Genomic DNA, 25,716 nt, shown 5'->3' on the forward strand with positions numbered 1-25,716 from the left:
TGACCTCCATGCCACGCGTGCTTCTCATAGAAGACGACCCCTCCGTGCGCGAAGGGGTCGAGCTCGGGCTGCGCAGGCGCGGCCACGAGGTGCTGGCCGCCGGAACCGGCGAGGCCGGACTCGGCTCGCTCAAGACCTTCCTGCCCGACCTCGTGCTGCTCGACCTGATGCTGCCCGGCATGAACGGCGTGCAGGTCTGCCGCCGGATACGCGAGACCAGCCAGCTGCCGATCATCATGCTCACGGCGCGCGGCGACGACTTCGACGTGGTGGTCGGGCTCGAAGCGGGCGCCGACGACTACATCGTCAAGCCCGCCCGCACCGAGGTCATCGAGGCCCGCATCCGGGCGGTACTGCGCCGTCTCGCCGACCCCGCCACCGCCCGCCCGGGCCCCGAGTTCCACGGTGAGCTCGCTCTCGACCGGGCGGGCCTGACCGCCGCCAAGAACGGGGAGCGCCTCCCGCTCGCCCCCTCCGAACTCAAACTCCTGCTGCACCTCGCGGCCTCGCCCGAGCAGGTCTTCAGCCGCCAGCAGCTCCTCGAATCGGTGTGGGAGCACAGCTACCACGGCGACGCCCGCCTGGTCGACGCCTGCGTACGGCGGCTGCGGCAGAAGCTCGGCGACACCTCGGGCCCCGACGGCGGCCCCCGCTACATCCAGACCGTGCGCGGCTTCGGCTACCGGTTCGGGCCCCTGTGAGACTCCCCGTCCGCCGGGCCCTGCGCCTCGGCCTGCGCACCCGGCTGATCGCCGCGTTCCTGCTGGTGGCCGCGGTCAGCGCGGTCACCACCGCGGCCCTCACCTACCAGTCGGCCCGCTCCGCCATCCTCCAGCAGACCCAGGACCAGGCCGTCGAGCAGTTCCGCGAGCAGATAGCCAACCAGCACTTCGGGCTGCCCCCTTCCACCGCGGCGCTGAAGGAGGTCAGCCAGACGCTGGCCAGGGCGGGCAAGCCGCGCCCCTGGATCGTGTTCGCCGAGTACGGCAGCCTGCGCGCGTCCTCGACCATGCGGCCCACCTCGACCGTGATCAGCGACGACCTGCGCAGCCGGACCCATGCCAACACGCACGCCTCGTTCCAGCGGGTGGTCCAGGACGGCACCCCGTATCTGACCATCGGCATGCCGGTGATGTTCGACCAGTACGGCCACCAGCAGCGCAGCGGGGTCTACCTGTATGCCGTGATGGACCTCAGGCCGGAGGGCGTCACCATCCAGGCCATGGTCTCGGCGGCCAAGAACGGGGCGCTGCCCGCCCTCGCCGTCGCCGTGGTCCCCGCTCTGCTCGCCGCGCGCAGCGTGCTGCGGCCGGTGCGCGATCTGCGGCGGGCCGCGAGCAGCATGGGCAAGGGCCGGCTCGACACCCGTATCGAGGTCAAGGGATCGGATGAACTCGCCGATCTGGCCTGGACGTTCAACGAGTCGGCGGAGGAACTGGAGCGCTCGGTCGAGGAGCTCCAGAAGGCCGAGGCGCGGGCCAGGCGGTTCGCCTCCGACGTCTCGCACGAGCTGCGCACCCCGCTGGCCGGCATGCTCGCCGTGACCGAGGTGCTCGACGAGGACGCGGACGGGCTCGACCCGGACACGGCGCGCGCGGTGCGCCTCATCTCGGCCGAGACCGGCAAGCTCGCCACCCTCGTCGAGGACCTGATGGAGATCTCCCGCTTCGACGCCAAGGCCGCCGAGCTCAACGCCGACGAGGTCGATGTCGCCGAGACCATCCGCAAGACCCTCCAGAGGCGCCGCTGGGAGGACCGCGTCGTCGCTCAACTCCCGGACGGCGTACGGGCGATGATCGATCCGCGGCGCTTCGACATCGTGGTGGCCAACCTCGTCGGCAACGCCCTGCGGCACGGCTCGGAGCCGGTGACCGTACGGCTGTGTCCGGGTTCCGGCGACGGGCCGCTGGTGGTGGAGGTCGCCGACAGCGGGCCCGGCATCGAGGCGGCCGTCCTTCCGCACATCTTCGACCGCTTCTTCAAGGCGGACGCGGCCCGTACCCGCTCGGCGGGCAGCGGCCTCGGTCTCGCGATCACGATGGAGAACGTACGGCTGCACGGCGGCACGGTGAGCGCGGCGAACGGCCTGGACGGCGGCGCCGTCTTCAGGGTCGAGCTGCCCACCGGCCTGCCCGCGGCCGCACCCGCGGAGGCGGTGCGATGAGGCCCAGGACCACCGGGCCCCGGGCACTGGCCGCGCTCGCCCTGCTCCCGGCCGGACTCCTCGCGGCGGGCTGCGGCATCCAGTCCACCGACGTCATCGCGGTGGGCGGACCCGCGAGCGCCCAGGCCGTCCCGCCCGACGCGGAATCCGGCGGGACGGTGCTCTTCTTCGCGGGACCGGACGGGCTGATGCCCGTGCTGCGGTCCGTCCGCTCAGGGCCGCAGCTCTCGCTCCTCTTCGCGGGGCCCACGAAGGCGGAGGCGGCCGCCGGGATCCGTACGGAACTGCCACCGAGCCGGGGCGCGGCGAAGATGAGCCTGGCGCGGGGCATGGTGACGGTCGCGCTCGACCAGGACGTCGCGGGGCTCACGCCGCTCGCCCAGCAGCAGATCGCCTGCACCGTGCTGCAGTCGGTGGCGCCGGGTACGGACCTGAAGGTGACGATCACCGGCACCGACGACCACAGCTCCCTCAGCCCCCTCGCCTGCCCGGCCGGATAAGGCGCCGGGCCGCGAAGGAGCCGGGCCGGAGAAAGGCGCCGGGCCCGACAAAGGTGCCGGCACGGTCCCGGGCTGTTGACTTCAATTCAGTAAACCCATGGGTAACACTCTGGCGTCCGGGCCGCCGGCAGACCAAGCTCTGCGTGTGGAGAATTCAGCCAGCGCAACGCACCCCGGGGCCGCCCCGATCGTCCTGCGGCTGCGGCGCACCCTGATCTGGGTCCCGCTCGCCGCGATCGCCGTGGCCGTGATCTGGTGCATCGCCGCCGCCTCCGTCTTCGACGGGCCGAACAGCGGCTTCGCGGGCCCCGTGATGGCCGTGTCGGGCGTGGCCGTCCTGGTCGCCGCGGCCACCTTCGCGGGCTACCTGCTGCGCCCGCTGCAACTCGACGTGGACGCCGACGCGCTCACCGTGCGCCTGCCGACCTGGCTGGCCGGCCGCATCGACTGGGACGACATCACCGCCGTGACCGCGGTCGCCGTACGGACCGGCCACAAGGTGCGCCGCTTCCTCGTCGTCGACCTGCGCTCACCCGCGCTGCCCTACATCAGCCGCCCGCGCTCCATGTACCGGCGCCTGGCGCCCGTCCTCGGCCGCGCGAAGGGCGCGCACGGGCTCTGCTTCGAGGAGCAGATCTTCGACTTCGACGCGGCCGGACTGCTCGACGCGGTGCGGGGGTCCGCACCCGCCGAGGTCGCCGTCGAGAACCGCACGGTGGAACCGGCCGAGAGTCCCTGGGAGTTCTGACCGGCTTCTTGCCAGGTGGCAGGGCGAGCGCCACCGTGTACGCGTACGTCTCGCGCGCCGACAGCACCACCAGCGAGCCGTACGCCGACGACCGCTGCCCGGAATCGGAGTGCCCATGGCCGGATTCACACTGCCCCACACCCTCCACGGCGACGGCGCCCACCGGGTCGTCGCCGTGCACGGCTGGCTCGCCGACCGCGGCGACTACGCCGCCGTGCTGCCCGACCTGGACGCCGCCGCCTTCACCTACGCCTTCGTCGACCTGCGCGGCTACGGCGAGGCCAGAGACGCCACCGGCGCGTTCACCACGAGCGAGGGAGCGGAGGACGTCCTGGCGCTCGCCGACCGGCTCGGCTGGCACCGGTTCTCGCTGATCGGCCACTCGATGGGCGGCGCCGTCGTCCAGCGCGTCCTGGCCGCGGCCCCCGACCGGGTGCGCCGCATGGTCGGCATATCGCCGGTCCCGGCGAGCGGCATGCCCATGGACGAGGCGACCCGCGACCTGTTCACCGGGGCCGCCGAGCACCCCGCCAACCGCCGCGCCATCATCGACCTCACCACCGGCGGCAACCGCCCCGACGCCTGGCTGGACCGGATGACCCGGCGCTCGGTGGACCGCAGCGACCCCAAGGCGTTCCGCGCCTGGCTCGACTCCTGGTCCGGCGAGGACTTCCACGAGGAGACCGAGGGCTCCCCGGTACCCGCGCTCGCGGTGACCGGCGCGCTCGACCCGGCCCTGGGCGCCCAGTTCCTGCGCGCCACGTGGCTGCGCTGGTACCCGGCCGGCCAGCTCGTCGAACTGCCCCACGCCGGGCACCACGCCATGGACGAGGCGCCGCTCGACCTGATCCGCACCGTCGAGGACTTCCTGCGGGCCGACCATGTCTGACACGCCCGCTGCCCTCGGCAGGCCCCATCATGCCCACCATGGCTGCTGACACCCCCGACGTCTTCGACCCCCGCCTGTACGCGGCCGGGCCGCCGCACCCCGCCTACCGCGAGCTGCGCGACCACCACCCGGTCGCGTGGCAGGAGGAGCCCGAGGTGCTCGGCTGGCCGGCCGGCCCCGGCTTCTGGGCGGTCACCCGCCACGCGGACGTCGTACGGGTCCTCAAGGACGCGGGCACCTTCTCCTCGGCGCTCGGCGCGACCCAGATCCGCGACCCCGACCCGGCCGACCTGCCGTTCATCCGCCGCATGATGCTCAACCAGGACCCTCCGCGGCACGGAAGGCTGCGCCGCCTGGTCAGCCGTGCCTTCACGCCCGGCCGGATCGACCGCTTCGAGGCGCTGGCCCGCGAGCGGGCCCGCGCCCTGCTCGCCGGGGCCCGCGACGGCGCCGAGGACGGCGTGGCCGACCTGGTCGCCGACGTCACCGACGACTACGCGCTGCTCAACCTCACCGACCTCCTCGGGGTGCCGCCGGGCGACCGGGGCCTCCTCCTGGAGTGGACCGAGCGCGTCATCGCCTACCAGGACCCGGACGAGCCGCCGGTGCCCGGCCCCGACGGGCGGCCGGTCAACCCGCGCTCGCCCGCGATGCTGGCCGAGATGTTCGCGTACGCCCAGGAGCTCGCCGCGTACAAGCGCGAGCGCCCCGCCGACGACATCATGACCTCGCTCGCCCACTGCGAACTCGCCGACGCCGAGCTGGAGATGTTCTTCTTCCTGCTGACGGTGGCGGGCAACGACACGGTACGCAGCGCGGCCCCGGGCGGCCTGCTCGCGCTGGCCGAACACCCGGATGAGCAACGGAAATTGACCCATGGTCAGGTATCTGTGGAGGCAGCCGTCGAGGAACTCCTGCGATGGCATCCGCCGGTGCTGAGCTTCAGACGCACCGCCGACCGGGCCACCGTCCTGGCCGGGCGGCCCGTCGCGGCCGGCGACAAGGTCGTCGTCTTCCACGCCTCCGCCAACCACGACGAGCGTGTCTTCGCCGACCCGCACCGCCTGGACCTCGCCCGCAGCCCGAACCCGCACGTCTCGTTCGGCGACGGCCCGCACGTCTGCCTCGGCGCGCACTTCGCCCGGCTGCAACTCAGGGTGCTGCACGAGGAGGCGCTGCGCATCCTGCCCCGCACCGAACTCGCGGCCCCGCCGCACCGGCTCGTCTCCAACTTCATCAACGGCATCAAGTCCCTGCCACTGAAGGTGGGTTAACCGCCTGCCCGGTGCGAGGTACGGATCACCGGGGCCGGCTCCTGGGCCACCCGGGTCACATCGGCGACGAGCTCCACCACATCGGGCCCGTACGCATGCGAGTTGACGACCTTCAGGAGCAGGCAGAACGAATGGTTGCCGTGCTTGCGGGCGAGCTTCTCGCAATTGCGGGCGAGATAGCGAGTGGCGGCCTGGTTGGTGATCGCGGACTGGCCGCAGAACAGGAACACAGGGCGGGAGTCCGGGCCCGGTGTGACCCGGGCCAGGATCACGTACTCGCAGACGCCATTCTCAAGCCGGTAGCGCTCGGAGCCGATCTGGAAGGCGCCGCGGTCGGGGCTCGGCTCGGAGTCCACGTTCATCTTCACGCCGGGCAGGAGCGAGGCGAGGTGGGCCCCCATCCGCCGATTTGAATAGGGCCCGCCGAGGCAGAACTCGGTGCGCTCGCCGAAGCCCTGCTGGGCGAGATCGTGCTGGATGATCTGGGCGTGTGCTCCGCAGTCCTTGATGAGCGAGGAGAGTTCGAGGAGTGCGAAGACGTCGAATCGGTGCACCGCGACCTCGTGCCCTGCGGCCCGGTTGACGACAAGGAGGCACTCCGAGTGGTCGGGCAGCCCGAAAAAGGCCTGCTTGCGGCGGAGTCTGCGCTTCCAGAGGTAGTTCCGGGTGACCCAGCCCAGGGCGGCGCTTATGCCCGCCGCCACCACGCCGAGCACGATGTTGCGTACGTCGTCATTCATGGGCGGGCATGCTAGCGGGACTTCGCGCTCACGTTCGACATGCCCATGACGCGAACCCCGGCCCGGCGCTACGCTGCGCGGACGTTCGCCAACGGGAGGTATGCATGCGTCGTCCTGCTGCCCGCACCCTGTCCCTCCTCGCCGCGGCGGCCGCCGTCGCGGCCTCGGTCGCCGCCGCCCCGCCCACGACGGCCGCGCCGCCCGGCCGGACCCCGGCCAAGGTGCCGGAGGCGGTCGGCTACGGGGGAGCGGTCTCCAGCGTGGACGCCGACGCGTCCGCCGCCGGCCTCGAAGTCCTGAAGAACGGCGGCAACGCGGTGGACGCGGCCGTCGCCACCGCGGCCGCACTCGGCGTCACCGAGCCGTACTCCTCGGGCATCGGCGGGGGCGGCTACTTCGTCTACTACGACGCCGCCTCCCGCTCCGTGCACACCCTCGACGGCCGCGAGACCGCGCCCGCATCCGCCACGTCCTCGCTGTTCGTGGAGAACGGCAAACCACTGCCCTTCGCGGACGCCGTGACCAGCGGGCTCGGCGTCGGCACCCCGGGCACCGCGGCCACCTGGGACCGTGCTCTGGACGCGTGGGGCAGCAAGTCGCTGCGTACGCTCCTGAAGCCCGCGGAGCGCCTCGCGCGCGACGGGTTCACCGTCGACGACACCTTCCGCTCGCAGACCGAGGGCAACCAGGCCCGGTTCGCCGACTTCCCCGACACCGCCAAGCTGTTTCTGCCGGGCGGCCAGCTCCCGGTGGTCGGCTCGACCTTCAAGAATCCCGATCTGGCACGCACCTACGAGGAGTTGGGCCGCGAGGGTGTTGACGCGGTCTACCGGGGTGACCTCGGCGACGACATCGTCAAGACCGTCCGCAAGCCGCCCGTCGACCCCAAGTCGACCCGCAAGGTGCGCAGCGGCGACCTCACCGAGAAGGACCTGCGCGCGTACGAGGCGAAGCTCCAGGCTCCCACCAAGGTCGACTACCGCGGGCTCGACGTCTACGGCATGGCCCCCTCCACCTCCGGCGGCACGACGGTCGGCGAGGCGCTCAACATCCTGGAGAACACCGACCTGTCGAAGGCCTCGGACGTGCAGTTCCTGCACCACTACATCGAGGCCAGCCGGATCGCGTTCGCGGACCGGGGCCGCTGGGTCGGCGACACGGACTTCGAGAACGTGCCGGTCAAGGGCCTGCTCTCGCAGCGCTTCGCCGACTCGCGAGCCTGCCTGATCAAGGACGACGCGGCGCTGACCAGCCCCCTCGCACCCGGCGACCCGCGCCACCCCGCGGCGTGCAGGACGTCGGGCCCGGCGGCCCCGACCACGTACGAGGGCGACAACACCACGCATCTGACGGTCGCCGACAAGTGGGGCAACGTCGTCGCGTACACGCTCACCATCGAGCAGACCGGCGGCAGCGCCATCACCGTGCCCGGCCGGGGCTTCCTGCTCAACAACGAGCTGACGGACTTCTCCTTCGTCCCGGCCAACCCGGCCGTCCACGACCCGAACCTGCCGGGTCCGGGCAAGCGGCCGCGCTCCTCCATCTCGCCGACGATCGTGCTCGACCGGCACGACAAGCCGGTGCTCGCGCTCGGCTCGCCGGGCGGCGCGACCATCATCACCACCGTCCTCCAGACGCTGATCAACCATCTGGACCGGGGGATGCCGCTGGTCGACGCGATCGCGGCACCGCGTGCCAGCCAGCGCAACGCGGCCCGGACCGAGCTCGAACCCGCCCTCTACGGCAGCCCCTTGAGGGCCCGCCTTGAGGCGCTCGGCCACTCGTTCTCGCTGAACCCCGAGATCGGGGCGGCGACCGGGGTGCAGCGCCTGCCGGACGGGCGCTGGCTCGCCGCGGCCGAGAAGGTGCGGCGGGGCGGCGGCTCGGCGCTGGTGGTCCATCCGAGTGGAAAGCAGTAGCCCCGGCTGACGCCGCCGGTGAGGCCCATGGTCCCGTCCTGAACGGCCGGGAACCATGGGCCTCTTGTTGCGCGGGGTCGGCGATCTTGGTTGGCGGCAGCTCTCGTGCGCAATAGCTAAGGAAACGTTTCTGACAGAAGGGTTCCCGGGTGCGTACCAGAAGGCTCGCCCTCGCCGCGGCATCCGGCGCCGCCCTGCTCGCCGCGGCAACGTTCCCCGTCACCGCGCCTGCCTCGGCGGCCGAAGGCCCGACCGGAGCGGCCGAACTCCTCGCCAAGGTGGAGACCTGTTCCCAGATTTCCCGCGGCAAATACAGGCAGGACCCCTCGGCCGCGGCCGACGTGCCGGTCTGCGGCATGGACGGCGCCGTGTTCTGGAAGGCCGGACTGGGCATCGACTGCGACGGCCAGATCACCCCGGCCTGCAACAAGGACACGGACCCCTGGTTCCAGTCCGACACCCGCTTCCACCAGTCGAACGGCCTGCCGCTCAGCGCGGAGAAGCTGTCGTACGTGGTGGTGCCGAGCGCCGGCTCGATCTGGAACTACGCCTCGGCCGGCATCAAGGGCGGCGGTGTCGTCGCCGTCATCTACCGCAACAAGGTCGAGTACGCCGTCGTGGGCGACACGGGCCCGAGCAACACCATCGGCGAGGCGTCGTACGCCACGGCCAAGGCGCTCGGCATGGACCCCAACCCGAAGACGGGCGGCGCGGACTCCGGCGTCACGTACATCCTGTTCAAGAACTCCCAGTCGAAGCCGATCGAAAGCCACAGCGCGGCAAGAAGCCTGGGCCACGACCTGACCCAGCAGTTCCTGGCCAACAACTAGCCCAGCCTTTGGGCCGGGCGCGGCTCTGTGCCCTCAAGGGGCGCGGTCCTGTATCGATGTGCGGCTCCGCCGCGTGGGCGCGACGGGCCACACCCGGCCCGCCCCCGACCAACAGCACGCGGAAGCGAAGAGCCCGCCCGCTAGGGCAGGGTGAGGATGCGAGGCCCCGCATCGGTGACGGCGACCGTGTGCTCGGCATGGGCGGCCCGAGCCCCGCTCAGGCTGCGCAGAGTCCACCCGTCGGCCGCCGGATAGTACGCATCGCTCCCGTCGGCGATCAGCATCGGCTCGATCGCCAGCACCATCCCGTGCCGCAGCACCATGCCCCGCCCGGCCCGCCCCTCGTTGGGCACGGCCGGGTCCTCGTGCATGTGGCGGCCGATGCCGTGCCCGCCGAACCCGTCCGGGATGCCGTAACCCGCGCCCCGGCAGACCGTTCCGATCGCGTGCGCGATGTCGCCGATGCGGTTGCCGACGACCGCCGCCGCGATTCCCGCGTCCAGCGCCCGGAACGCCGTCTCGACGAGCCGTACGTCCTCGGGCCGGGCCCGGCCGACGGTGAAGCTGATCGCCGAATCCCCGGCCCAGCCGTCCAGAAGCGCCCCGAAGTCGACGCTCACCAGGTCGCCGTCGCGCAGCCGGTAGCCGTCCGGGATGCCGTGCACGATCGCGTCGTTGACGGAGATGCACGCCGTGGCCGGGAAGGGGACCGGCGCGAACTCGGGGTGATAGTCGAGGAACGGCGACGTGGCGCCCGCCTTGAACAGGATCTCCCGCGCGGCGGCGTCGAGTTCGGTGAGGCTGACGCCGACGTCGGCCGCCTCCCGCGCCGCCGCCAGGGCCTGGCCCACCACGCGGCCGGCCTCGCGCATCGCATCCATCTGAGCGTTACTCTTGATCTTCACCATTCCAATTACTATACCGGTATTTGAATGGGGTGAGTGCGCGGGCCCCTGCGGGTCACCTCAAATCGCTTCCAGGATCGTCGCGTTGGCAAGGCCGCCCGCCTCGCACATGGTCTGGAGCGCATAGCGCGCCCCGCGCTCCCGCATCGCGTGCACCAGCGTGGTCATCAGACGGGTGCCGCTCGCGCCGAGCGGGTGGCCGAGCGCGATCGCGCCGCCGTGCACGTTCACCTTCGCCGGGTCGGCGCCGGTCTCCTGCTGCCAGGCCAGGACCACGCTGGCGAACGCCTCGTTGACCTCGAACAGGTCGATGTCGCCGAGGCCGAGCCCCGCCCTGCGGAGCACCTTCTCCGTCGCCGGGACGACGCCGGTCAGCATGAGGACCGGGTCGGAGCCGGTCACGGCGAAGCTGTGCAGCCGGGCGACCGGGCGCAGCCCGAGCCGGGCGGCCGTCTCGCTGGAGGTGATCAGGACGGCCGACGCCCCGTCGTTGGTCGGGCTGCTGTTGCCGGCCGTCACCGACCAGTCGATCTGGGGGAAGCGCTCGGCGAAGGCCGGGTCCACGAAGGACGGCTTGAGCCCGGCGAGGATCTCGGGGGTGGTGGCCGGGCGTACGGACTCGTCCCGTGTGAGGCCCGCGATCGGCGCGGTCTCCGCCGCGAACAGGCCGCTCTCCCAGGCGTGCGCGGCCTTCTGGTGCGAGGCGGTGGCGAACTCGTCCATCTGTTCCCGCCCGATCGACCACTTGGCGGCGATGAGCTCGGCGCTGATCCCCTGCGGGACGAGCCCGTCGGGGAAGCGCGCGGCCACCCCCGGCCCGAACGGGTCCTTCCCGGCGGGCACGTTGGACCACATCGGCACCCGGCTCATCGACTCGACGCCACAGGCCACGACCAGGTCGTAGGCGCCGGAGATCACGCCCTGGGCGGCGAAGTGCACCGCCTGCTGGGAGGACCCGCACTGCCGGTCGACCGTCGTCGCGGGCACGGAGTCCGGGAACCCGGCCGACAGCCAGGCGTACCGGGTGGTGTTCATGGCCTGCTCGCCGACCTGGTCGACGGTGCCGCCGATGACGTCGTCGACGAGCGCCGGGTCGATGCCGCTGCGCTCCACCAGGGTGCGCAGGGTGTGGGCGAGCAGCTCGACCGGATGGGTCCCCGACAGGGCCCCGCCCGGCTTTTCCTTGCCGATCGGTGTGCGTACGGCTTCCACGATCACGGCGTCACGCATGATGCGCTCCCTCGGCTCTACTCGTGAGTAGGTTGGAAAACTGGACTCACTGTAACTCCGTGAGTAGGAAAATCCAACGGACTGGGTCCGGCTCGATTACCGTGGCCCCATGAACGTGTCCGAGCAGCCCCAGCAGAAGCCCGAGCCGTCGCGTACCGCGCGGGGCAAGAACCCCCGGCCCTGCTCGATCGCCGACGCGCTCTCGGTGGTCGGCGAGAAGTACTCCCTGCTCGTGTTGCGCGAGGTCTTCTTCGGTGTGCACCGCTTCGACTCGATCGCCAAGAACACCGGCGCCCCCCGCGACATCCTCACCACCCGGCTGCGCACCCTCGTGGACGCCGGTGTCCTGGAGCGCACCCTCTACAGCGAGCGCCCGGCCCGCTACGAGTACCGCGCGACCCCGGCGGGCCAGGAGCTCCGCCCGGTCCTCCTGATGCTCATGAACTGGGGCGACCGCCACCTCGCCGAGGTCCCGCCGACGGTGTGGCGCCACAAGTGCGGCGCGGACCTGGAGCCCGCGGTGACGTGCCGGGACTGCGGCGAAGAGGTCCACCGCAGGGACATGACCGTCCGGTTCGAGGTACCGGGCTGGTCGGAGCAGGGGCCCGACGACGAGCGCCCTTGAGGGGGCGGGGCTGTGACAGCCCAGTCACCCCGGCCCGCGGACGACTCACCGCACCGGCACGCGAGCGCCTAGAATCCCAGAATGGTCCGCACCCCCCTGACCCCCGCAGAGCGGCAACGCGGTGAACGGCTCGGCCGGTTGCTCCGCTCGGCGCGGGGCGAGCGCAGCATGACGGAGATCGCGGCCGCGGCGGGCCTCTCCGCCGAGACCCTCCGCAAGATCGAGACGGGCCGCGCCCCGACCCCCGCGTTCTTCACGGTGGCCGCCCTGGCCTCGGTCCTCGGCCTGTCCATGGACGACATCGTGAGCGACTGCGAGATGCCGCCCGCGGTGGCCGCGTGAACCCGCCGAAGCCCCGCACGCCGAGGCAGGCGGCCCGTACCGTCGTCCGGGACCCGCTGGGCGCGGTGTTCCTCCTGCGGTACGACAACGAAGAGGTCGGCCCCCACTGGGCGATGCCCGGCGGCGGCCTCGACCCGGGGGAGTCCCCGCGCGAAGGCGCCCGCCGCGAGCTGCGCGAGGAGACCGGCTGGACCGATCTGGAACCGGGCCCGCTGCTGTGCACCTGGACCCACGACTTCACCCGCGCCGGAATCCCCGTCCGCCAGCACGAACACATCTACCTCGCCGACGCCCCCGGACCCCGCCGCGAGCTCGGTCCCGACGTCGCGGCCGATCACCTCGCGGACGGCATCCTCGACGTGCGCTGGTGGACCCCCCGGGAACTGCGCGACACGGACGAGCAGATCTGGCCTCCCCGGCTGCACGACCTCCTCGACGGCTGGTCGCCCGGCGATCGCCCCGCCGACCTGGGACACGTCCCGGTCCGGGGCCGGCCGGACATCGCCGGCCGAGGCTGAACCCACGCGGAGACAGCCGGCCGCACCTCGCACGGACGGGTCGCCGCGTCCTGGAGAGGGGCCTCGGCGCTGCCTGTTCGGCGCAACAGATCCTGCGCGGATGGGTGCCCGGGGCGACCGTTGGAGCGTGGCCAATCCGTCGCAGTCCCCTCGGCGCCGCCGCCGTCCCGTGCTGGTGGCCGCGTTCGCCGCGCTCGCGCTGCTCGCCTCCTGTGCGCCCGGCCCGCACGTCTCTTCCGCCTCCGCCGCGGGCCACGCGAACCCCGCGGCGCCGGTCTTCCATCACCCCGGCGTCGTAGTCGGCAGGAGCCAGCTCGACACGATGCGGGCGAAGGTGCGGGCCGGCCAGGAGCCGTGGAGCTCGGCGTACGAGCAGATGCGGACCAGTCGTTACGGCTCGCTCGCCTACACCCCGCACCCCGCCGAGGTCGTCCCGTGCCCGCCGGACGCGGGGCCGCCCGCCTGTCTCGACGAACGCGAGGACGCCATCGCCGCGTACACCCAGGCGCTGCTGTGGACCGTCAACGGCAACGAGGCGCACGCCAGGAAGGCCGTCGAGATCATGGACGGCTGGGCCGAGGTGATCAAGCAGCACACCGAGGGCAACGCCGATCTCCAGACCGCCTGGGCGGGCTCGACCTGGGCACGCGCCGCCGACATCGTGCACGCGGGCTATCCGCAGTGGCAGGGCCCGGCCGTGCAGCGCTTCAAGCGGATGCTGCGCCAGGCGTATCTGCCCGCCGTGACCGCCAAAGTCCCCGATTACAACGGGAACTGGGAACTCGCGATGACGGACGCGGCCGTAGGCATCGCCGTGTTCGTCGAGGACGACAAGGTCTTCAGGGAAGCCCTGGACCGCTACCGGGCGCGGCTCCCCGCCTACTTCTACCTCGCCTCGGACGGCAAGCTGCCCAGGCCGCCGCCCGGTGGCTCGATGAACACCCCGGACCGGCTCGCGACGTACTGGTTCGGCCAGCGCACGTACAAGGACGGGCTCGGCCAGGAGACCTGCCGCAACTTCATGCACATCGGGTACGCCCTCGCCGCCTCCGGCCACATCGCCGAGACCGCCTGGCAGCAGGGCGTCGACCTGTACGGGCCGACGGCCCGACGGCTGAAGGAGGCCCTGGAGTTCCACGCCCGCTACCAGCTGGGCGCCGAGGCCCCGGACTGGTTGTGCGGCGGCAAGGTCCAGCGGACCATGGGCCCGGACGTCGAGGTCCTGCTCAACCACCTCCAGAACCGGCTGCACCTGACGCTGCCCGAGACGCGGAAACTCGCCGAACAGCAGCGCCCCGGCGGCACCGACGACCTCTTCGTCGCCTGGGAGACGCTGACCCACGCGCTGAATCCGGGAACGGCCGGGTAGGACGGGCAGGTTTCCGGACGAGTTCAACAGAACGTTGAAGAATGGGGATTGAGCCGAGCGGTGGGCTGGGCATGGTCCGTAGCAATGGACACGACCCGCCGCCTCCGGCCCGACGACCGCCCGCAGCGGCCCACCGCCGCCGCCTTCTTCGACGTGGAGGGCACCCTGCTCGCCGCGCCGGACCTGGCCGGTGCCACCGGGCCGCTCGGCCGGCTGTGGCACCCCCCGGTCCTCGCGGCGCTGCACGGCCACGCGGCACTCGGCCACCTCGTCGTGCTCGTCTCGCCCGCGAGCGCCGCCGCACTCGAACCGGTCGTCCAGCACCTCGCCCCCGACGCCGTGCTCTGCTCCCGCCCGCGAGCCCCCATGATCGGCCAGGGCAAGGGGTACGCGGCGCGCGCCCTGCTGCGCGAACACGCCATCCTGGCCGCCCGCTGCTACGCGTACGCGGACGAGGCCGCGGACCTGCCGCTGCTCGCCGAGGTCGGCCACCCCGTGGTGGTCGGCGACGACCCGGTCCTGCTGCGGCACGCCCGGCGCGGCAACTGGCGCCGCCTCCCGGCCGCCGAGCCCCGGCCTAGGTGACGCGGCGTCAGGTCCGTGGATCCGTCCACCCGGGGTTGACCTGTGGCGCCGCAATTAGCCTCGCCGTAACTGCGATGGTCTTGCCACGGTGCGTGACGCGCCTTACGGTCTCATCCACACACGGATCTACGCGTGTGGATTTGGCTGGCTGACGACCCGTCGAAGGAGCAGCTCATGGCCAATGTCGTGCGCGCCGCACTGGTTCAGGCGACCTGGACCGGCGACACCGATTCCATGATCGCCAAACATGAGGAACACGCCCGCGAGGCAGCCCGGCAGGGTGCGAAGATCATCGGTTTTCAGGAGGTCTTCAACGCCCCCTACTTCTGCCAGGTGCAGGAGGCCGAGCACTACCGCTGGGCCGAACCCGTCCCGGACGGCCCGACCGTCACCCGGATGAAGGAACTCGCCCGCGAGACCGGGATGGTCATCGTCGTCCCGGTGTTCGAGATCGAGGGCGAGGGCTTCTACTACAACACCGCCGCCGTCATCGACGCCGACGGCAGCTACCTCGGCAAGTACCGCAAGCACCACATCCCCCAGGTCAAGGGCTTCTGGGAGAAGTACTACTTCAAACCGGGCAACCTCGGCTGGCCGGTCTTCGACACGGCTGTCGGCAAGGTCGGCGTATACATCTGCTACGACCGCCACTTCCCGGAGGGCTGGCGCCAACTCGGCCTGAACGGCGCGCAGTTGGTCTACAACCCGTCGGCCACCTCACGCGGCCTCTCCGCGTACCTGTGGCAGCTGGAGCAGCCCGCCTCGGCCGTCGCCAACGAGTACTTCATCGCCGCGATCAACCGGGTCGGCCGCGAGGAGTACGGCGACAACGACTTCTACGGGACGAGTTACTTCGTCGACCCGCGTGGGCAGTTCGTCGGCGAGGTCGCCAGCGACAAGGAGGAGGAACTCCTGGTCAGGGACCTCGACTTCGGTCTCATCGAGGAAGTGCGCCAGCAGTGGGCGTTCTACCGCGACCGCCGCCCCGACGCCTACGAAGGCCTGGTGAAGCCGTGACCCGCCGCCTCCACGACCGCCACCGCGCCGTCCTGCCGGACTGGCTCGCGCTCTACTACAAGCAGCCCGTCGAGATCACCCACGGCGAGGGCCGGCACGTCTGGGACGCCGACGGGAACAAGTACCTCGACTTCTTCGGCGGCATCCTCACCACGATGACCGCGCACGCCCTGCCCGAGGTCACCAAGGCCGTCGCCGAGCAGGCCGGCCGGATCATCCACACCTCGACCCTCTACCTCAACCGGCAGATGGTCGAACTCGCCGAGCGCATCGCCCAGTTGTCCGGCATCCCCGACGCCCGGGTCTTCTTCACCACCTCCGGCACCGAGGCCAACGACACCGCGCTGCTGCTCGCGACCGCGTACCGCAATTCCAACCAGATCCTCGCGATGCGCAACAGCTACCACGGCCGCTCGTTCAGCGCGGTGGGCATCACCGGCAACCACGCCTGGTCCCCGACCAGCCTCTCGCCGCTCCAGACGCTGTACGTGCACGGAGGCGTCCGCGCCCGAGGCCCGTACGCGCACCTCAGCGACAGCCAGTTCATCGAGGCCTGCGTCGCCGACCTCGAAGACCTGCTCGGCCACACCCGTAACGTGGCCGCGCTGATCGCCGAACCCATCCAGGGTGTCGGCGGCTTCACCTCGCCGCCCGACGGCCTGTACGCCGCGTTCCGCGAGGTCCTCGACCGGCACGGCATCCTGTGGATCACCGACGAGGTGCAGACCGGCTGGGGCCGCACCGGCGACCACTTCTGGGGCTGGCAGGCACACGCGCAGAGCGGCCCGCCCGACCTGCTCACCTTCGCCAAGGGCATCGGCAACGGCATGTCCATCGGAGGCGTCGTCGCCCGCGCCGAGGTCATGAACTGCCTTGACTCCAACTCCATTTCGACCTTCGGCGGCTCCCCGGTCACCATGGCGGCCGGCCTCGCCAACCTCACCTACCTCCTCGAACACGACCTCCAGGGCAACGCCCGCCGGGTCGGCGGCCTGCTCATCGAGCGGCTGCGCGCGATCGGCGCCCAGCTCCCCGTCGTCCGCGAGGTACGCGGCCGGGGCCTGATGGCCGGCATCGAACTGGTCAGGCCCGGCACCGACGAGGCCGACCCCGAAGCCGCCGCAGCCGTCCTCGAAGCCGCCCGCGAAGGCGGCCTCCTCATCGGCAAGGGCGGCGGCCACGACACCAGCGTGCTGCGCATCGCACCACCCCTCACGCTCACCGTCGCGGAGGCCGAGGAGGGCGCCGCGATCCTCGAACGCGCCCTGCGCACCGTGTAGTTCACGTAACTCAAGCACTTGTACGTGTACGAAAGGGAGCTCCACCCATGAGTACCCGCACCCTCATCCGCGGCGGTCTGGTCATCACCGCCGCCGACGAGACGCACGCCGATGTACTGATCGAGGACGGCCGGATCGCCGCCATAGCGGCACACGGCTCGGCCGTGGCCCAGGGATGGACCGCGGACCGCACCCTCGACGCCACCGGCAAGTATGTGATCCCGGGCGGCGTCGACGCCCACACCCACATGGAACTGCCCTTCGGCGGCACCTTCGCCTCCGACACCTTCGAGACCGGCACCCGCGCCGCCGCCTGGGGCGGCACCACCACCATCGTCGACTTCGCGGTGCAGTCGCGGGGCCAGGCCCTGCGGGCCGGGCTCGACGCCTGGTACGCCAAGGCGGACGGCCAGTGCGCCATCGACTACGGCTTCCACATGATCCTCTCCGACGTCGACGAGTCGTCGCTCAAGGAGATGGACCTGCTGGTCGCGGAGGGCATCACCTCCTTCAAGCTGTTCATGGCGTACCCGGGCGTCTTCTACAGCGACGACGGGCAGATCCTGCGCGCGATGCAGCGCTCCGCCGCCAACGGCGGGCTGATCATGATGCACGCCGAGAACGGCATCGCCATCGACGTCCTGGTCGAACAGGCCCTCGCGCGCGGCGAGACCGACCCCCGCTACCACGGCGAGGTCCGCAAGGCCCTCCTCGAGGCCGAGGCCACCCACCGCGCGATCCAGCTCGCCCGGGTCGCGGGCGCTCCGCTCTACGTCGTGCACGTGTCGGCCGAGGAGGCGCTCGCCGAACTGGCCGGCGCCCGCGACAAGGGGCTCCCCGTCTTCGGCGAGACCTGCCCGCAGTACCTCTTCCTGTCCACCGACAACCTCGCCGAGCCGGACTTCGAGGGTGCCAAGTACGTCTGCTCAACTCCCTTGCGCCCCAAGGAACACCAGGCCGCGCTGTGGCGGGGCCTGCGCACCAACGACCTCCAGGTGGTGTCCACCGACCACTGCCCGTTCTGCTTCACGGGACAGAAGGAGCTCGGCCGGGGCGACTTCTCCAAGATCCCCAACGGGCTGCCCGGCGTCGAGAACCGGATGGACCTGCTGCACCAGGCGGTCCTCGACGGGCACATCTCGCGCCGCCGCTGGATCGAGATCGCCTGTGCGTCCCCGGCCCGGATGTTCGGCCTCTACCCGCAGAAGGGCACCATCGCGCCGGGCACCGACGCCGACGTCGTCATCTACGATCCGCACGCCGAGCAGGTCATCTCCGCCGAGACGCACCACATGAACGTGGACTACTCGGCGTACGAGGGCAGGCGGGTCACCGGCCGCGTCGAGACGGTCCTCTCGCGGGGCGAACCCGTCATCCACGACCGGCAGTTCACCGGACGGGCCGGACACGGCTGCTACGTACCGCGCGCCACCTGTCAGTACCTCGGCTAGGAGCACCATGGACTTCGGACTCGTCCTGCAGACCGATCCGCCCGCCTCGGCCGTCGTCGGCCTGATGCGGCGCGCGGAACGCAACGGCTTCCGCTACGGCTGGACCTTCGACTCGGCGGTGCTCTGGCAGGAGCCCTTCGTGATCTACAGCCGCATCCTGGAACACACCACGAAAATGACCGTCGGCCCGATGGTCACCAACCCCGGCACCCGCACCTGGGAGGTCACCGCCTCCACCTTCGCCACCCTGAACGACATGTACGGCAACCGCACGGTCTGCGGCATCGGGCGCGGCGACTCGGCCATGCGCGTGGCGGGCCGCAAGCCCAACACGCTGGCCCGGCTCGGCGAGGCGATGGACGTCATCCGCGATCTCGCCGAGGGCCGTGAGGCCGACGTCGACGGGCAGCGCCTGAGGCTGCCCTGGGTGAAGAACGGCAAGCTGCCCGTCTGGATGGCGGCGTACGGCCCCAAGGCGCTCGCGCTCGCGGGGGAGAAGGCCGACGGCTTCATCCTCCAGCTCGCCGACCCGTTCCTCACCGAGTGGATGGTGAAGGCGGTCCGCAAGGCCGCCGCCGACGCGGGCCGCGACCCCGCCTCCATCACGATCTGCGTCGCCGCACCCGCCTACGTCGGCGACGACCTGCCGCACGCCCGCGAGCAGTGCCGCTGGTTCGGCGGCATGGTCGGCAACCACGTCGCCGACCTCGTGTCCCGCTACGGCGAACACTCCGGCCTCGTCCCCGAAGCGCTCACCGAGTACATCAAGGCGCGCCAGGGCTACGACTACAGCCACCACGGCCGTACCGGCAACCCGGACACCGCCTTCGTACCCGACGAGATCGTCGACCGCTTCTGCCTGCTCGGCCCGCCCCAGGCCCACATCGAGAAGCTGAAGGCGCTGCGGGAGCTGGGCGTCGACCAGTTCGCCCTGTACGCCATGCACGACGCCCGCGAGGCAGCCATCGACGCGTACGGCCGGCACGTCATCCCCGCCCTGCGCTGACGTACCGCCAACTTCCTCCCCCGCACGGCCCGTTCGCCCCTCACCGCCCTCCCCGAACGAATGGCCTGCCCATGACCGACACCACCGCCATACCCGCCACGGCCGGCCCCCAGGAGGGCCGGTTCGCCAACGAGGACCTGCGGCCGGTACCGCCCGAGGGGCGCACCTGGACGACGTACAACTTCGCCGCCCTGTGGGTCGGCATGGCCCACAACATCCCCTCCTGGACGCTTGCTTCCGGTCTGGTCGCGCTCGGCATGGACTGGAAGCAGGCGGTCTTCACCATCGCCCTGGCCAACCTGATCGTCCTGGTGCCGATGCTCCTGACCGGGCACGCGGGGCCCAAGTACGGGATCCCGTTTCCCATTCTTGCCCGCGCGTCCTTCGGGCTGCGCGGCGCCAACCTTCCCGCGATGATCCGGGCCGCCGTCGCCTGCTGCTGGTTCGGCATCCAGACCTGGATCGGCGGCCAGGGCATCTTCGTACTGCTCGGCAAGATCTTCGGCGGCTGGGCGGACGTGGCGTCGATCGGCGGCCGGCCCTGGACCTTGTGGCTCTGCTTCGTTCTCTTCTGGGCGCTCGAACTCGCCATCATCCACCGGGGGATGGAGACCCTGCGCCGCTTCGAGAACTGGGCGGCGCCGTTTGTGATCGTCGGCGCGCTGGTCCTGCTGGTCTGGATCGCGCACAAGGCGGGCGGCTTCGGCCCGCTCCTCGACCAGCCCTCCAAGCACGGCTGGGGGCCCGGCTTCTGGCCCGTCTTCTTCCCGTCCCTCATGGGCATGATCGGCTTCTGGGCGACGCTTTCGCTGAACATCCCGGACTTCACCCGCTTCGGCAAGGGCCAGCGGGCCCAGGTCTGGGGCCAGACGCTCGGTCTGCCCACCACCATGACAGCGTTCGCACTCCTGTCGGTCCTGGTCACCTCCGGCTCGCAGGCGGTGTACGGGGTGCCGATCTGGAGCCCGGTCGACCTGGTGGCCAAGACGGACAACGTCTTCGGCCTGCTGTTCGCGCTGCTGACGGTCCTGGTAGCGACGATTTCAGTGAATATCGCGGCAAATGTGGTGTCTCCGGCGTACGACCTGGCGAATCTCGCCCCCAAACACATCAACTTCCGCCGGGGAGCGCTCATTACGGGCGTGGTCGGCGTGCTGATCTTCCCCTGGAAGCTGACGTCGACGCCCGAGCTGTACATCTTCACCTGGCTCGGCGTGGTGGGCGGGCTGCTCGGCACGGTCGCCGGGATCCTGATCGCCGACTACTGGGTGGTGCGCCGCACGGTCCTTGACGTGGCCGACCTGTACCGGCCGGGCGGCCGCTACTGGTACACGGGCGGCTGGAACTGGCGGGCGGTGGCCGCGTTCCTGGCCGGCGGGCTGCTCGCGATCGGCGGCTCGTACTCCACGCTCGACGACAAGGGCGCCAAGGCGGGCCCGTTCCCCACGGACGGCCTGATCCCGTTCCTGAAACCGCTCGCGGACTACGGCTGGGCGGTGGGTCTCGGCTCGGCGCTGCTGCTGTACGTCGTGCTGTCGGCGGGGACGCGCCGTCAGTCCTCGGGGCCCGGCTCCCAGCCGGGCGCGTAGCCGTCGACCGCCCGCCGCCGGGCCTCGGACCGCCCGGCAGGGTTACGGCACGCGCGCCGTCCATTCCTCGCTGCTGAACTTGCTCGCCGCCAGCTCGCGGGCCCGGGCCATCTCCTCGTCGGTGACCTTGCCCTCGGACAGACCGTACCGGGAACGGAACGAAGCGATCATCCGCTCGATGACGGCCTCGCGCGGCAGCCCGGTCTGCCGCCGCAGCGGGTCGACGCGCTTCTTCGCGCTCTTGGTGCCCTTGTCGGACAGCTTCTCCTTGCCGATGCGCAGCACGTCCAGCATCTTGTCCGCGTCGATGTCGTACGCCATCGTCACGTGGTGCAGCACCGCGCCGTCGTCCGCGACCATCCGCTTCTGCGCCGCGCCCGCGATCTTGCCGGCCTCGGTCGCGATGTCATTGAGCGGCTGGTACCAGGCCTTGACGCCCATGTCGCCGAGCGCGCCCAGGACCCAGTCGTCTAGATAGGCGTAGCTGTCCGCGAAGGACAGGCCCTGCACGAGGGCGTCGGGCACGGAAAGGGAGTACGTGATCGTGTTCCCGGGCTCGATGAACATGGCGCCCCCACCGGAAATCCGGCGCACGACCGTGATGCCGTGGCGCTCGGCGCCCTCCGGGTCGACCTCGTTGCGCAGCGACTGGAAGCTGCCGATGACCACGGCGGGCGCGCCCCACTCCCACACCCGCAGGGTGGGCGGCCGGCGCCCGGCGGCGACCTCGGCGGTGATGACCTCGTCGAGTGCCATGTGCAGCGCGGGCGACTGCGGGGCCTCGTGGATCAGCTGCCAGTCGTAGTCGTTCCAGTCGGTGGCGTGGGCGAGCGCCCGGCGCACGGCGACCGCCACGCCCTCCGAGGTCAGCCCGTACATGGTGGTGCCGGGCGGCAGGGCCGCGTCGATCCGCGCCGCGAGCCCGGCCGCGTCGGTGTCGGCGGGCGCGCCTTCCAGGGCCCCGTTGATCGCCAGGATCGCCTCGTCGGGTTCGAGAAAGAAGTCCCCCGCGACCGTCACGTCCCGCAGGACCCCGTCGCGGCTGTCGAGGTCCACCACGACGAGCTTGCCGCCGGGAACCTTGTATTCACCGTGCACCGATTTGCCTCCATCTGCTCCGAGCGGGCTCAACGGTAATCGGGTGGGGGGTATTCCGGGGCGGGTGGCCTCACAGGGGCGGACAGGGAGCAGGACCCGGGCTCGATCAAGGCTGGGGCGTTCACGTCGAAGCCGTGTGGTGTTGGCCGGGGGTTCGGACGGGGCTCGCTGATTGTCAGTGGCGCGTGCTTTGCTGGACGCATGATCGACGAAGGTTTTCTCGCAGGTGACATGGCAGCGGTGGAAGAGGCGGTCCGCAAGGCGGCCGCCGCCGAGATCATGCCGCGCTTCCGGCAGCTCGCCGCGCACGAGATCGTCGAGAAGAACGGCCCGCACGACCTGGTGACCGTGGCAGACCGGCTCGCGGAGGAGCATCTGACCGCGTCCCTCACCGCGATACTTCCGGGCTCCGTCGTGGTCGGCGAGGAGGCCGTGCACGCGGACCCGGCGGTGTACGACGCGCTGCGCGGCGACGCGCCGGTGTGGATCGTCGACCCGGTGGACGGCACCCGCCAGTTCGTCCGCGGCGAAGCCGGATTCTGCACGCTGGTCGCCCTCGCCCACCGGGGCGAGCTGCTCGCGTCCTGGACGTACGCGCCGGCTCTCGACGAGATGGCCGTGGCGATACGGGGCCGGGGCGCCACCCTCAACGGCGAGCCGCTGCACGCCGGTTCACCCGACCCCGGCGCGATTCTCGAGGTCGCCACGTCCCACCCGGACTACACGACGCCCGAGCAGAAGCGGGCCCTCCTCGGCCTGCGCACCGAGGGAGTCCAGCCGCGTCCGTGCGGCTCGGCCGGTCTCGAATACCTGGCGATAGCCCGCGGCGAGCTCGACGCGCTCGCCTTCTCGTGGGAGTACGCGTGGGACCACGCGGCGGGTCTGCTCCTGGTCGCCGAGGCGGGCGGCGCCCAGACCACGATCGCGGGTGAGCCGTTCCGGATCGCTGGGGGGAACGCGCTTCCCTTCACCGCGGCCCGGGATGCCGCTACGGCGGAGCGGATGCGGGGGCTGCTGGCGGGGGAGTGAGCCGCCCGGGCCTTCCGGGGGCCCGCCCCCTGCCCGGCGGCTCTCGGCTGCGGGCCGTGCCGGGCTGGTCGCGCAGTTCCCCGCGCCCCTGAACAGGACCGTCCTGGGCGGGGTGCCCGTGCAGGCATCCCCGGCCTGTCATGGGGCCCGTGGCCCTTACGACCTTGGGGGAGTTTGAGGACGAGCGCCCTTGAGGCGCCGACGGGGTCCGGGGCGGAGCCGCGGGGCGGTCAGGACAGTGCCGCTCGTACCTCGCTCACCAGCGTCGCCGCCAGCTCCACTGCCCCGGTGTCGAGGCCGGTCAGTGCCGCTGTCGCGCGCTCGGCGAAGTCCCGCGGGGCCGCCGGAAGGGCCGCCGCCGAGGCCAGCGCTCCCTTTTCGTTCAGGAGCCAGCTCCGGTGGTGGGCGTGCAACGACTGGGCCAGGATGCCGACCGCTCGGGACAGGCAGAGCGAGACGTGCAGTGGGTCGCCCGACCCGGCCGACTTGCGGGCGACCGTCACCGAGAACTCCGCCTCCCAGGACGCCGCGACCAGTGCCTCCCGCAACGGCTCCGGATAGTCCCGTACCGCCCTCTGAAGGTCCGTCAACTCGCTCTGGGGGTCGGCCAGTACGCGACCGAGGGCGACCTCGCCGGGGTACGTGGGCGACCAGAAGCCGAGCGGGTGGCCGGGCTGCACGCCGACCTCGTACCGGCCCTCCCGGCAGTCCGCCCAGACGCGCTCCACACGGTCGAGGTCGCGCAGGATCCAGTCGACCGCGACGCCGTCGAGCGTCAGCCAGGCCCCGCCGTTCACCCAGGGCCCCCAGCCGCCGGGCCCGGCCACCTCCACCCGGGCGCCCGTGGTCTCTTCGGCCAGCCGGGCTAGGGCGGAAACGTCCAGGTCACCGCGGTAATAGAGGCCCAGGTCCCAGTCGGAGTCCGGCCGGTGCGTACCGCGGGCGCGGCTGCCGCCGAGGGCGACGGCCCGCACCCCGGGCACCTCGGTGAGCCGCTCGGCGACTGCGGAAATACGGTGGCTGAAGGCGGTGTCCGCGTGCGAGTTCACCGGCCGGACGCTACCCCGGGCGGGATTGTCGGTGCACCGGAATATCCTGGGGGTCCTGGCCGTGGCGTGAGGAGTCCGAGGTGCCGTCGATGCTCGATGCCGTCGTCGTGGGGGCGGGACCCAACGGGCTGACCGCTGCGGTCGAACTGGCCAGAAGAGGCTTGCGCGTTGAGGTCTTCGAGGCCAAGGACACCGTGGGAGGCGGCGCCAGGACCGAGGAGCTCACCCTCCCCGGCTTCCGCCACGACCCGTGTTCCGCGGTCCACCCCCTGGGCATCGGCTCGCCCGCCTTCCGGAACATGCCGCTCGACCGGTACGGCCTGCAATGGCTGCACCCCGAGCTGCCGATGGCGCACCCCTTCGACGACGGCACGGCCGCCGTCCTGTCCCGCTCGGTCTCCGAGACCGCGGCCTCCTTCGGACCGCGCGACGCCGGCACGTACCGCCGCCTGCTCGCCCCCTACCTCGGCAAGTGGGATGTCCTGGCACGGGACTTCATGTCGCTGCCGCTGACCGCGCTGCCGCGCGACCCGATCGGCCTCGCCCGGTTCGGGACGGTGGGCCTGCCGCCGTACAGCTGGCTGATGCGGCGCTTCCGGGACGACCGGGCGCGGGCCCTGATGGCCGGGCTCGTCGCCCATGTCATCGCCCCGCTCGACGGTCTGGCCACGGGCGGCGTCGGGATGCTCTTCGCGCTGGCCGCGCACGAGAACGGCTGGCCGCTGCCGCGCGGCGGCTCCCAGTCGATCTCCGACGCCCTCACCGCGTACCTGCGTGAGCTGGGCGGCGCCGTCCACACCGGGTTCGAGGTCAAGCGGCTCGACGATCTGCCGCCGGCCCGCACCTACCTCTTCGACACCTCGCCCACCGCGCTCGCCCGGATCGCCGGCCTGGGCCGCGCGTACGACGGCTACAAGTACGGCGCCGCCGTCTTCAAGATCGATTACGCCCTGGACGGGCCCGTGCCCTGGACGGCGCAGGAGCCCCGGCGCGCCGGGACCGTCCAGATCGGCCCCTCCAGCCGCGACATCGCCACCGCCCTGACCCAGGCCTCCGGCGGCACGGCTCCCGACACCCCCTTCCTGATCACGGCCCAGCCCAGCCTCGTCGACCCGTCCCGCGCGCCCGAGGGCAAGCACGTGTTCTGGGCGTACGGGCACGTCCCCAACGGGTGGGAGGGCGACTTCACGGACGCCATCGAGCGGCAGATCGAGCGGTTCGCCCCCGGCTTCCGCGACCGGATCCTCGCCCGCGCGACCGCGGGCCCGCCCCAACTCGCCGAGCGCAACGCCAACTACGTGGGCGGCGACATCGCCTGCGGCGCGGCCCGCGGCATCCAGCTGCTGCTCCGCCCGAAGATCTCCCTGTTCCCGTACGCGACCCGCCACCCGTCGGTGTTCCTGTGCTCGTCGGCGGCGTGGCCGGGCCCGGGGGTGCACGGCATGTCGGGCCACAATGCGGCGAAGGCGGTATGGCGAGCGCTGCGGAAGGCCGACCAGCGATGACAATGGCTGGGGCGGCGGCCGTGCTGATGCGTGGCCACCGCACGCCGCCGCCCG

General features: G+C 71.7%; 25 protein-coding genes. 20 read left to right on the forward strand and 5 right to left on the reverse strand.

The window, feature by feature from the left end:
- The first annotated feature begins 8 nt into the window (after positions 1-8).
- From ABD346_RS13815 to ABD346_RS13840, 6 genes are all read left to right on the forward strand, one after another.
- Positions 9-701, forward strand: coding sequence for a response regulator (locus tag ABD346_RS13815; protein WP_344374854.1), 693 nt, complete (start codon positions 9-11; stop codon positions 699-701).
- Positions 698-2,164: an ATP-binding protein gene (locus tag ABD346_RS13820; protein ID WP_344374856.1), complete on the forward strand. Its 1,467-nt coding sequence runs from the start codon at positions 698-700 to the stop codon at positions 2,162-2,164. Before ABD346_RS13815 ends, ABD346_RS13820 begins: the two co-directional genes overlap by 4 nt.
- Complete coding sequence (locus ABD346_RS13825) at positions 2,161-2,664, forward strand: hypothetical protein (protein ID WP_344374857.1); 504 nt, start codon at positions 2,161-2,163, stop codon at positions 2,662-2,664. The genes ABD346_RS13820 and ABD346_RS13825 overlap by 4 nt, the downstream gene beginning before the upstream one ends.
- Positions 2,665-2,809: 145 nt before the next feature.
- Positions 2,810-3,412: a hypothetical protein gene (locus ABD346_RS13830; protein ID WP_344374858.1), complete on the forward strand. Its 603-nt coding sequence runs from the start codon at positions 2,810-2,812 to the stop codon at positions 3,410-3,412.
- A 115-nt stretch (positions 3,413-3,527) separates the two neighbouring features.
- Positions 3,528-4,301, forward strand: a complete 774-nt coding sequence (locus ABD346_RS13835; RefSeq protein WP_344374859.1) for an alpha/beta fold hydrolase — start codon at positions 3,528-3,530, stop codon at positions 4,299-4,301.
- A 38-nt stretch (positions 4,302-4,339) separates the two neighbouring features.
- Positions 4,340-5,575 (forward strand): cytochrome P450, encoded by a 1,236-nt coding sequence (locus ABD346_RS13840; RefSeq protein ID WP_344374861.1) that lies wholly within the window; start codon positions 4,340-4,342, stop codon positions 5,573-5,575.
- Here the strand turns inward: ABD346_RS13840 and ABD346_RS13845 are convergent.
- Entirely contained in the window at positions 5,572-6,315 is a 744-nt protein-coding gene (locus tag ABD346_RS13845) for a hypothetical protein (RefSeq protein ID WP_344374862.1), read from the reverse strand. The genes ABD346_RS13840 and ABD346_RS13845 overlap by 4 nt on opposite strands.
- 104 nt (positions 6,316-6,419) lie before the next feature.
- Here ABD346_RS13845 and ggt point away from each other — a divergent pair, with 104 nt between their 5' ends.
- Together ggt and ABD346_RS13855 are read left to right on the forward strand one after the other, a co-directional pair.
- On the forward strand, positions 6,420-8,234 hold the full coding sequence (gene ggt / locus ABD346_RS13850) for a gamma-glutamyltransferase (RefSeq protein ID WP_344374864.1): 1,815 nt from the start codon (positions 6,420-6,422) through the stop codon (positions 8,232-8,234).
- A 149-nt stretch (positions 8,235-8,383) separates the two neighbouring features.
- Positions 8,384-9,064, forward strand: a complete 681-nt coding sequence (locus ABD346_RS13855) for a glycoside hydrolase family 75 protein (RefSeq protein ID WP_344374865.1) — start codon at positions 8,384-8,386, stop codon at positions 9,062-9,064.
- A 140-nt stretch (positions 9,065-9,204) separates the two neighbouring features.
- On the opposite strand, the gene map is transcribed toward ABD346_RS13855, so the two are convergent.
- Together map and ABD346_RS13865 are read right to left on the reverse strand one after the other, a co-directional pair.
- Entirely contained in the window at positions 9,205-9,972 is a 768-nt protein-coding gene (gene map / locus ABD346_RS13860) for a type I methionyl aminopeptidase (protein ID WP_344374867.1), read from the reverse strand.
- A 57-nt stretch (positions 9,973-10,029) separates the two neighbouring features.
- A complete protein-coding gene (locus ABD346_RS13865; protein WP_344374868.1) occupies positions 10,030-11,199 on the reverse strand; it encodes a thiolase family protein in 1,170 nt (389 codons plus the stop codon).
- A gap of 109 nt (positions 11,200-11,308) precedes the next feature.
- Here ABD346_RS13865 and ABD346_RS13870 point away from each other — a divergent pair, with 109 nt between their 5' ends.
- The 10 genes from ABD346_RS13870 to ABD346_RS13915 all read left to right on the forward strand — a co-directional run bounded on the left by ABD346_RS13870 (position 11,309) and on the right by ABD346_RS13915 (position 20,981).
- Positions 11,309-11,824: a winged helix-turn-helix transcriptional regulator gene (locus ABD346_RS13870; protein ID WP_344374870.1), complete on the forward strand. Its 516-nt coding sequence runs from the start codon at positions 11,309-11,311 to the stop codon at positions 11,822-11,824.
- Between the two features lie 81 nt (positions 11,825-11,905).
- Complete coding sequence (locus ABD346_RS13875) at positions 11,906-12,166, forward strand: helix-turn-helix domain-containing protein (protein ID WP_344374871.1); 261 nt, start codon at positions 11,906-11,908, stop codon at positions 12,164-12,166.
- Positions 12,163-12,684 carry an NUDIX hydrolase gene (locus tag ABD346_RS13880; protein WP_344374873.1) on the forward strand — a complete coding sequence of 174 codons (522 nt, stop codon included), beginning with the start codon at positions 12,163-12,165 and terminating at the stop codon, positions 12,682-12,684. The genes ABD346_RS13875 and ABD346_RS13880 overlap by 4 nt, the downstream gene beginning before the upstream one ends.
- A gap of 127 nt (positions 12,685-12,811) precedes the next feature.
- Positions 12,812-14,053: an alginate lyase family protein gene (locus ABD346_RS13885; RefSeq protein WP_344374875.1), complete on the forward strand. Its 1,242-nt coding sequence runs from the start codon at positions 12,812-12,814 to the stop codon at positions 14,051-14,053.
- A gap of 84 nt (positions 14,054-14,137) precedes the next feature.
- Entirely contained in the window at positions 14,138-14,638 is a 501-nt protein-coding gene (locus tag ABD346_RS13890; RefSeq protein ID WP_344374876.1) for an HAD family hydrolase, read from the forward strand.
- A gap of 174 nt (positions 14,639-14,812) precedes the next feature.
- Positions 14,813-15,655 (forward strand): nitrilase-related carbon-nitrogen hydrolase, encoded by an 843-nt coding sequence (locus ABD346_RS13895; RefSeq protein WP_189963486.1) that lies wholly within the window; start codon positions 14,813-14,815, stop codon positions 15,653-15,655.
- The gene (locus ABD346_RS13900; protein ID WP_344374878.1) at positions 15,652-16,935 is read left to right on the forward strand and encodes an aspartate aminotransferase family protein; all 1,284 of its coding nucleotides are present in this window, start codon (positions 15,652-15,654) and stop codon (positions 16,933-16,935) included. Before ABD346_RS13895 ends, ABD346_RS13900 begins: the two co-directional genes overlap by 4 nt.
- A gap of 47 nt (positions 16,936-16,982) precedes the next feature.
- Positions 16,983-18,386, forward strand: coding sequence for a dihydropyrimidinase (gene hydA, locus ABD346_RS13905; protein WP_344374880.1), 1,404 nt, complete (start codon positions 16,983-16,985; stop codon positions 18,384-18,386).
- Positions 18,387-18,393: 7 nt separating this feature from the next.
- Positions 18,394-19,392, forward strand: a complete 999-nt coding sequence (locus ABD346_RS13910) for a TIGR03842 family LLM class F420-dependent oxidoreductase (RefSeq protein ID WP_344374881.1) — start codon at positions 18,394-18,396, stop codon at positions 19,390-19,392.
- Between the two features lie 71 nt (positions 19,393-19,463).
- Positions 19,464-20,981, forward strand: coding sequence for an NCS1 family nucleobase:cation symporter-1 (locus ABD346_RS13915; RefSeq protein ID WP_344374883.1), 1,518 nt, complete (start codon positions 19,464-19,466; stop codon positions 20,979-20,981).
- Between the two features lie 42 nt (positions 20,982-21,023).
- Here ABD346_RS13915 and lplAB read toward each other — a convergent pair whose 3' ends face one another.
- On the reverse strand, positions 21,024-22,079 hold the full coding sequence (lplAB, locus tag ABD346_RS13920; protein WP_344374884.1) for a lipoate-protein ligase LplAB: 1,056 nt from the start codon (positions 22,077-22,079) through the stop codon (positions 21,024-21,026).
- A gap of 201 nt (positions 22,080-22,280) precedes the next feature.
- On the opposite strand from lplAB, the gene ABD346_RS13925 reads away from it, so the two are divergent.
- Positions 22,281-23,108: an inositol monophosphatase family protein gene (locus ABD346_RS13925; protein WP_344374885.1), complete on the forward strand. Its 828-nt coding sequence runs from the start codon at positions 22,281-22,283 to the stop codon at positions 23,106-23,108.
- A 230-nt stretch (positions 23,109-23,338) separates the two neighbouring features.
- Here ABD346_RS13925 and ABD346_RS13930 read toward each other — a convergent pair whose 3' ends face one another.
- Positions 23,339-24,157, reverse strand: coding sequence for a nucleotidyltransferase domain-containing protein (locus ABD346_RS13930; protein ID WP_344374886.1), 819 nt, complete (start codon positions 24,155-24,157; stop codon positions 23,339-23,341).
- 80 nt (positions 24,158-24,237) lie between these two features.
- Between ABD346_RS13930 and ABD346_RS13935 the strand changes: the two genes are divergently transcribed.
- Entirely contained in the window at positions 24,238-25,662 is a 1,425-nt protein-coding gene (locus ABD346_RS13935; protein WP_344374888.1) for a phytoene desaturase family protein, read from the forward strand.
- Positions 25,663-25,716: the final 54 nt, after the last annotated feature.

The organism is Streptomyces mauvecolor (genome assembly GCF_039532965.1).
GTDB lineage: Bacteria > Actinomycetota > Actinomycetes > Streptomycetales > Streptomycetaceae > Streptomyces > Streptomyces violascens.

Bases quoted from the DNA above. Each gene is read 5' to 3' on its own strand.
- ABD346_RS13870 (WP_344374870.1), top strand. From the start codon at position 11,309: ATGAACGTGTCCGAGCAGCCCCAGCAGAAGCCCGAGCCGTCGCGTACC.
- ABD346_RS13890 (WP_344374876.1), top strand. From the start codon at position 14,138: ATGGACACGACCCGCCGCCTCCGGCCCGACGACCGCCCGCAGCGGCCC.
- ABD346_RS13815 (WP_344374854.1), top strand. From the start codon at position 9: ATGCCACGCGTGCTTCTCATAGAAGACGACCCCTCCGTGCGCGAAGGG.
- ABD346_RS13840 (WP_344374861.1), top strand. From the start codon at position 4,340: ATGGCTGCTGACACCCCCGACGTCTTCGACCCCCGCCTGTACGCGGCC.
- ABD346_RS13915 (WP_344374883.1), top strand. From the start codon at position 19,464: ATGACCGACACCACCGCCATACCCGCCACGGCCGGCCCCCAGGAGGGC.
- ABD346_RS13875 (WP_344374871.1), top strand. From the start codon at position 11,906: ATGGTCCGCACCCCCCTGACCCCCGCAGAGCGGCAACGCGGTGAACGG.
- ABD346_RS13845 (WP_344374862.1), bottom strand. From the start codon at position 6,315: ATGAATGACGACGTACGCAACATCGTGCTCGGCGTGGTGGCGGCGGGC.
- ggt (WP_344374864.1), top strand. From the start codon at position 6,420: ATGCGTCGTCCTGCTGCCCGCACCCTGTCCCTCCTCGCCGCGGCGGCC.
- hydA (WP_344374880.1), top strand. From the start codon at position 16,983: ATGAGTACCCGCACCCTCATCCGCGGCGGTCTGGTCATCACCGCCGCC.
- ABD346_RS13925 (WP_344374885.1), top strand. From the start codon at position 22,281: ATGATCGACGAAGGTTTTCTCGCAGGTGACATGGCAGCGGTGGAAGAG.
- ABD346_RS13910 (WP_344374881.1), top strand. From the start codon at position 18,394: ATGGACTTCGGACTCGTCCTGCAGACCGATCCGCCCGCCTCGGCCGTC.
- map (WP_344374867.1), bottom strand. From the start codon at position 9,972: ATGGTGAAGATCAAGAGTAACGCTCAGATGGATGCGATGCGCGAGGCC.
- ABD346_RS13895 (WP_189963486.1), top strand. From the start codon at position 14,813: ATGGCCAATGTCGTGCGCGCCGCACTGGTTCAGGCGACCTGGACCGGC.
- ABD346_RS13865 (WP_344374868.1), bottom strand. From the start codon at position 11,199: ATGCGTGACGCCGTGATCGTGGAAGCCGTACGCACACCGATCGGCAAG.
- ABD346_RS13835 (WP_344374859.1), top strand. From the start codon at position 3,528: ATGGCCGGATTCACACTGCCCCACACCCTCCACGGCGACGGCGCCCAC.
- ABD346_RS13825 (WP_344374857.1), top strand. From the start codon at position 2,161: ATGAGGCCCAGGACCACCGGGCCCCGGGCACTGGCCGCGCTCGCCCTG.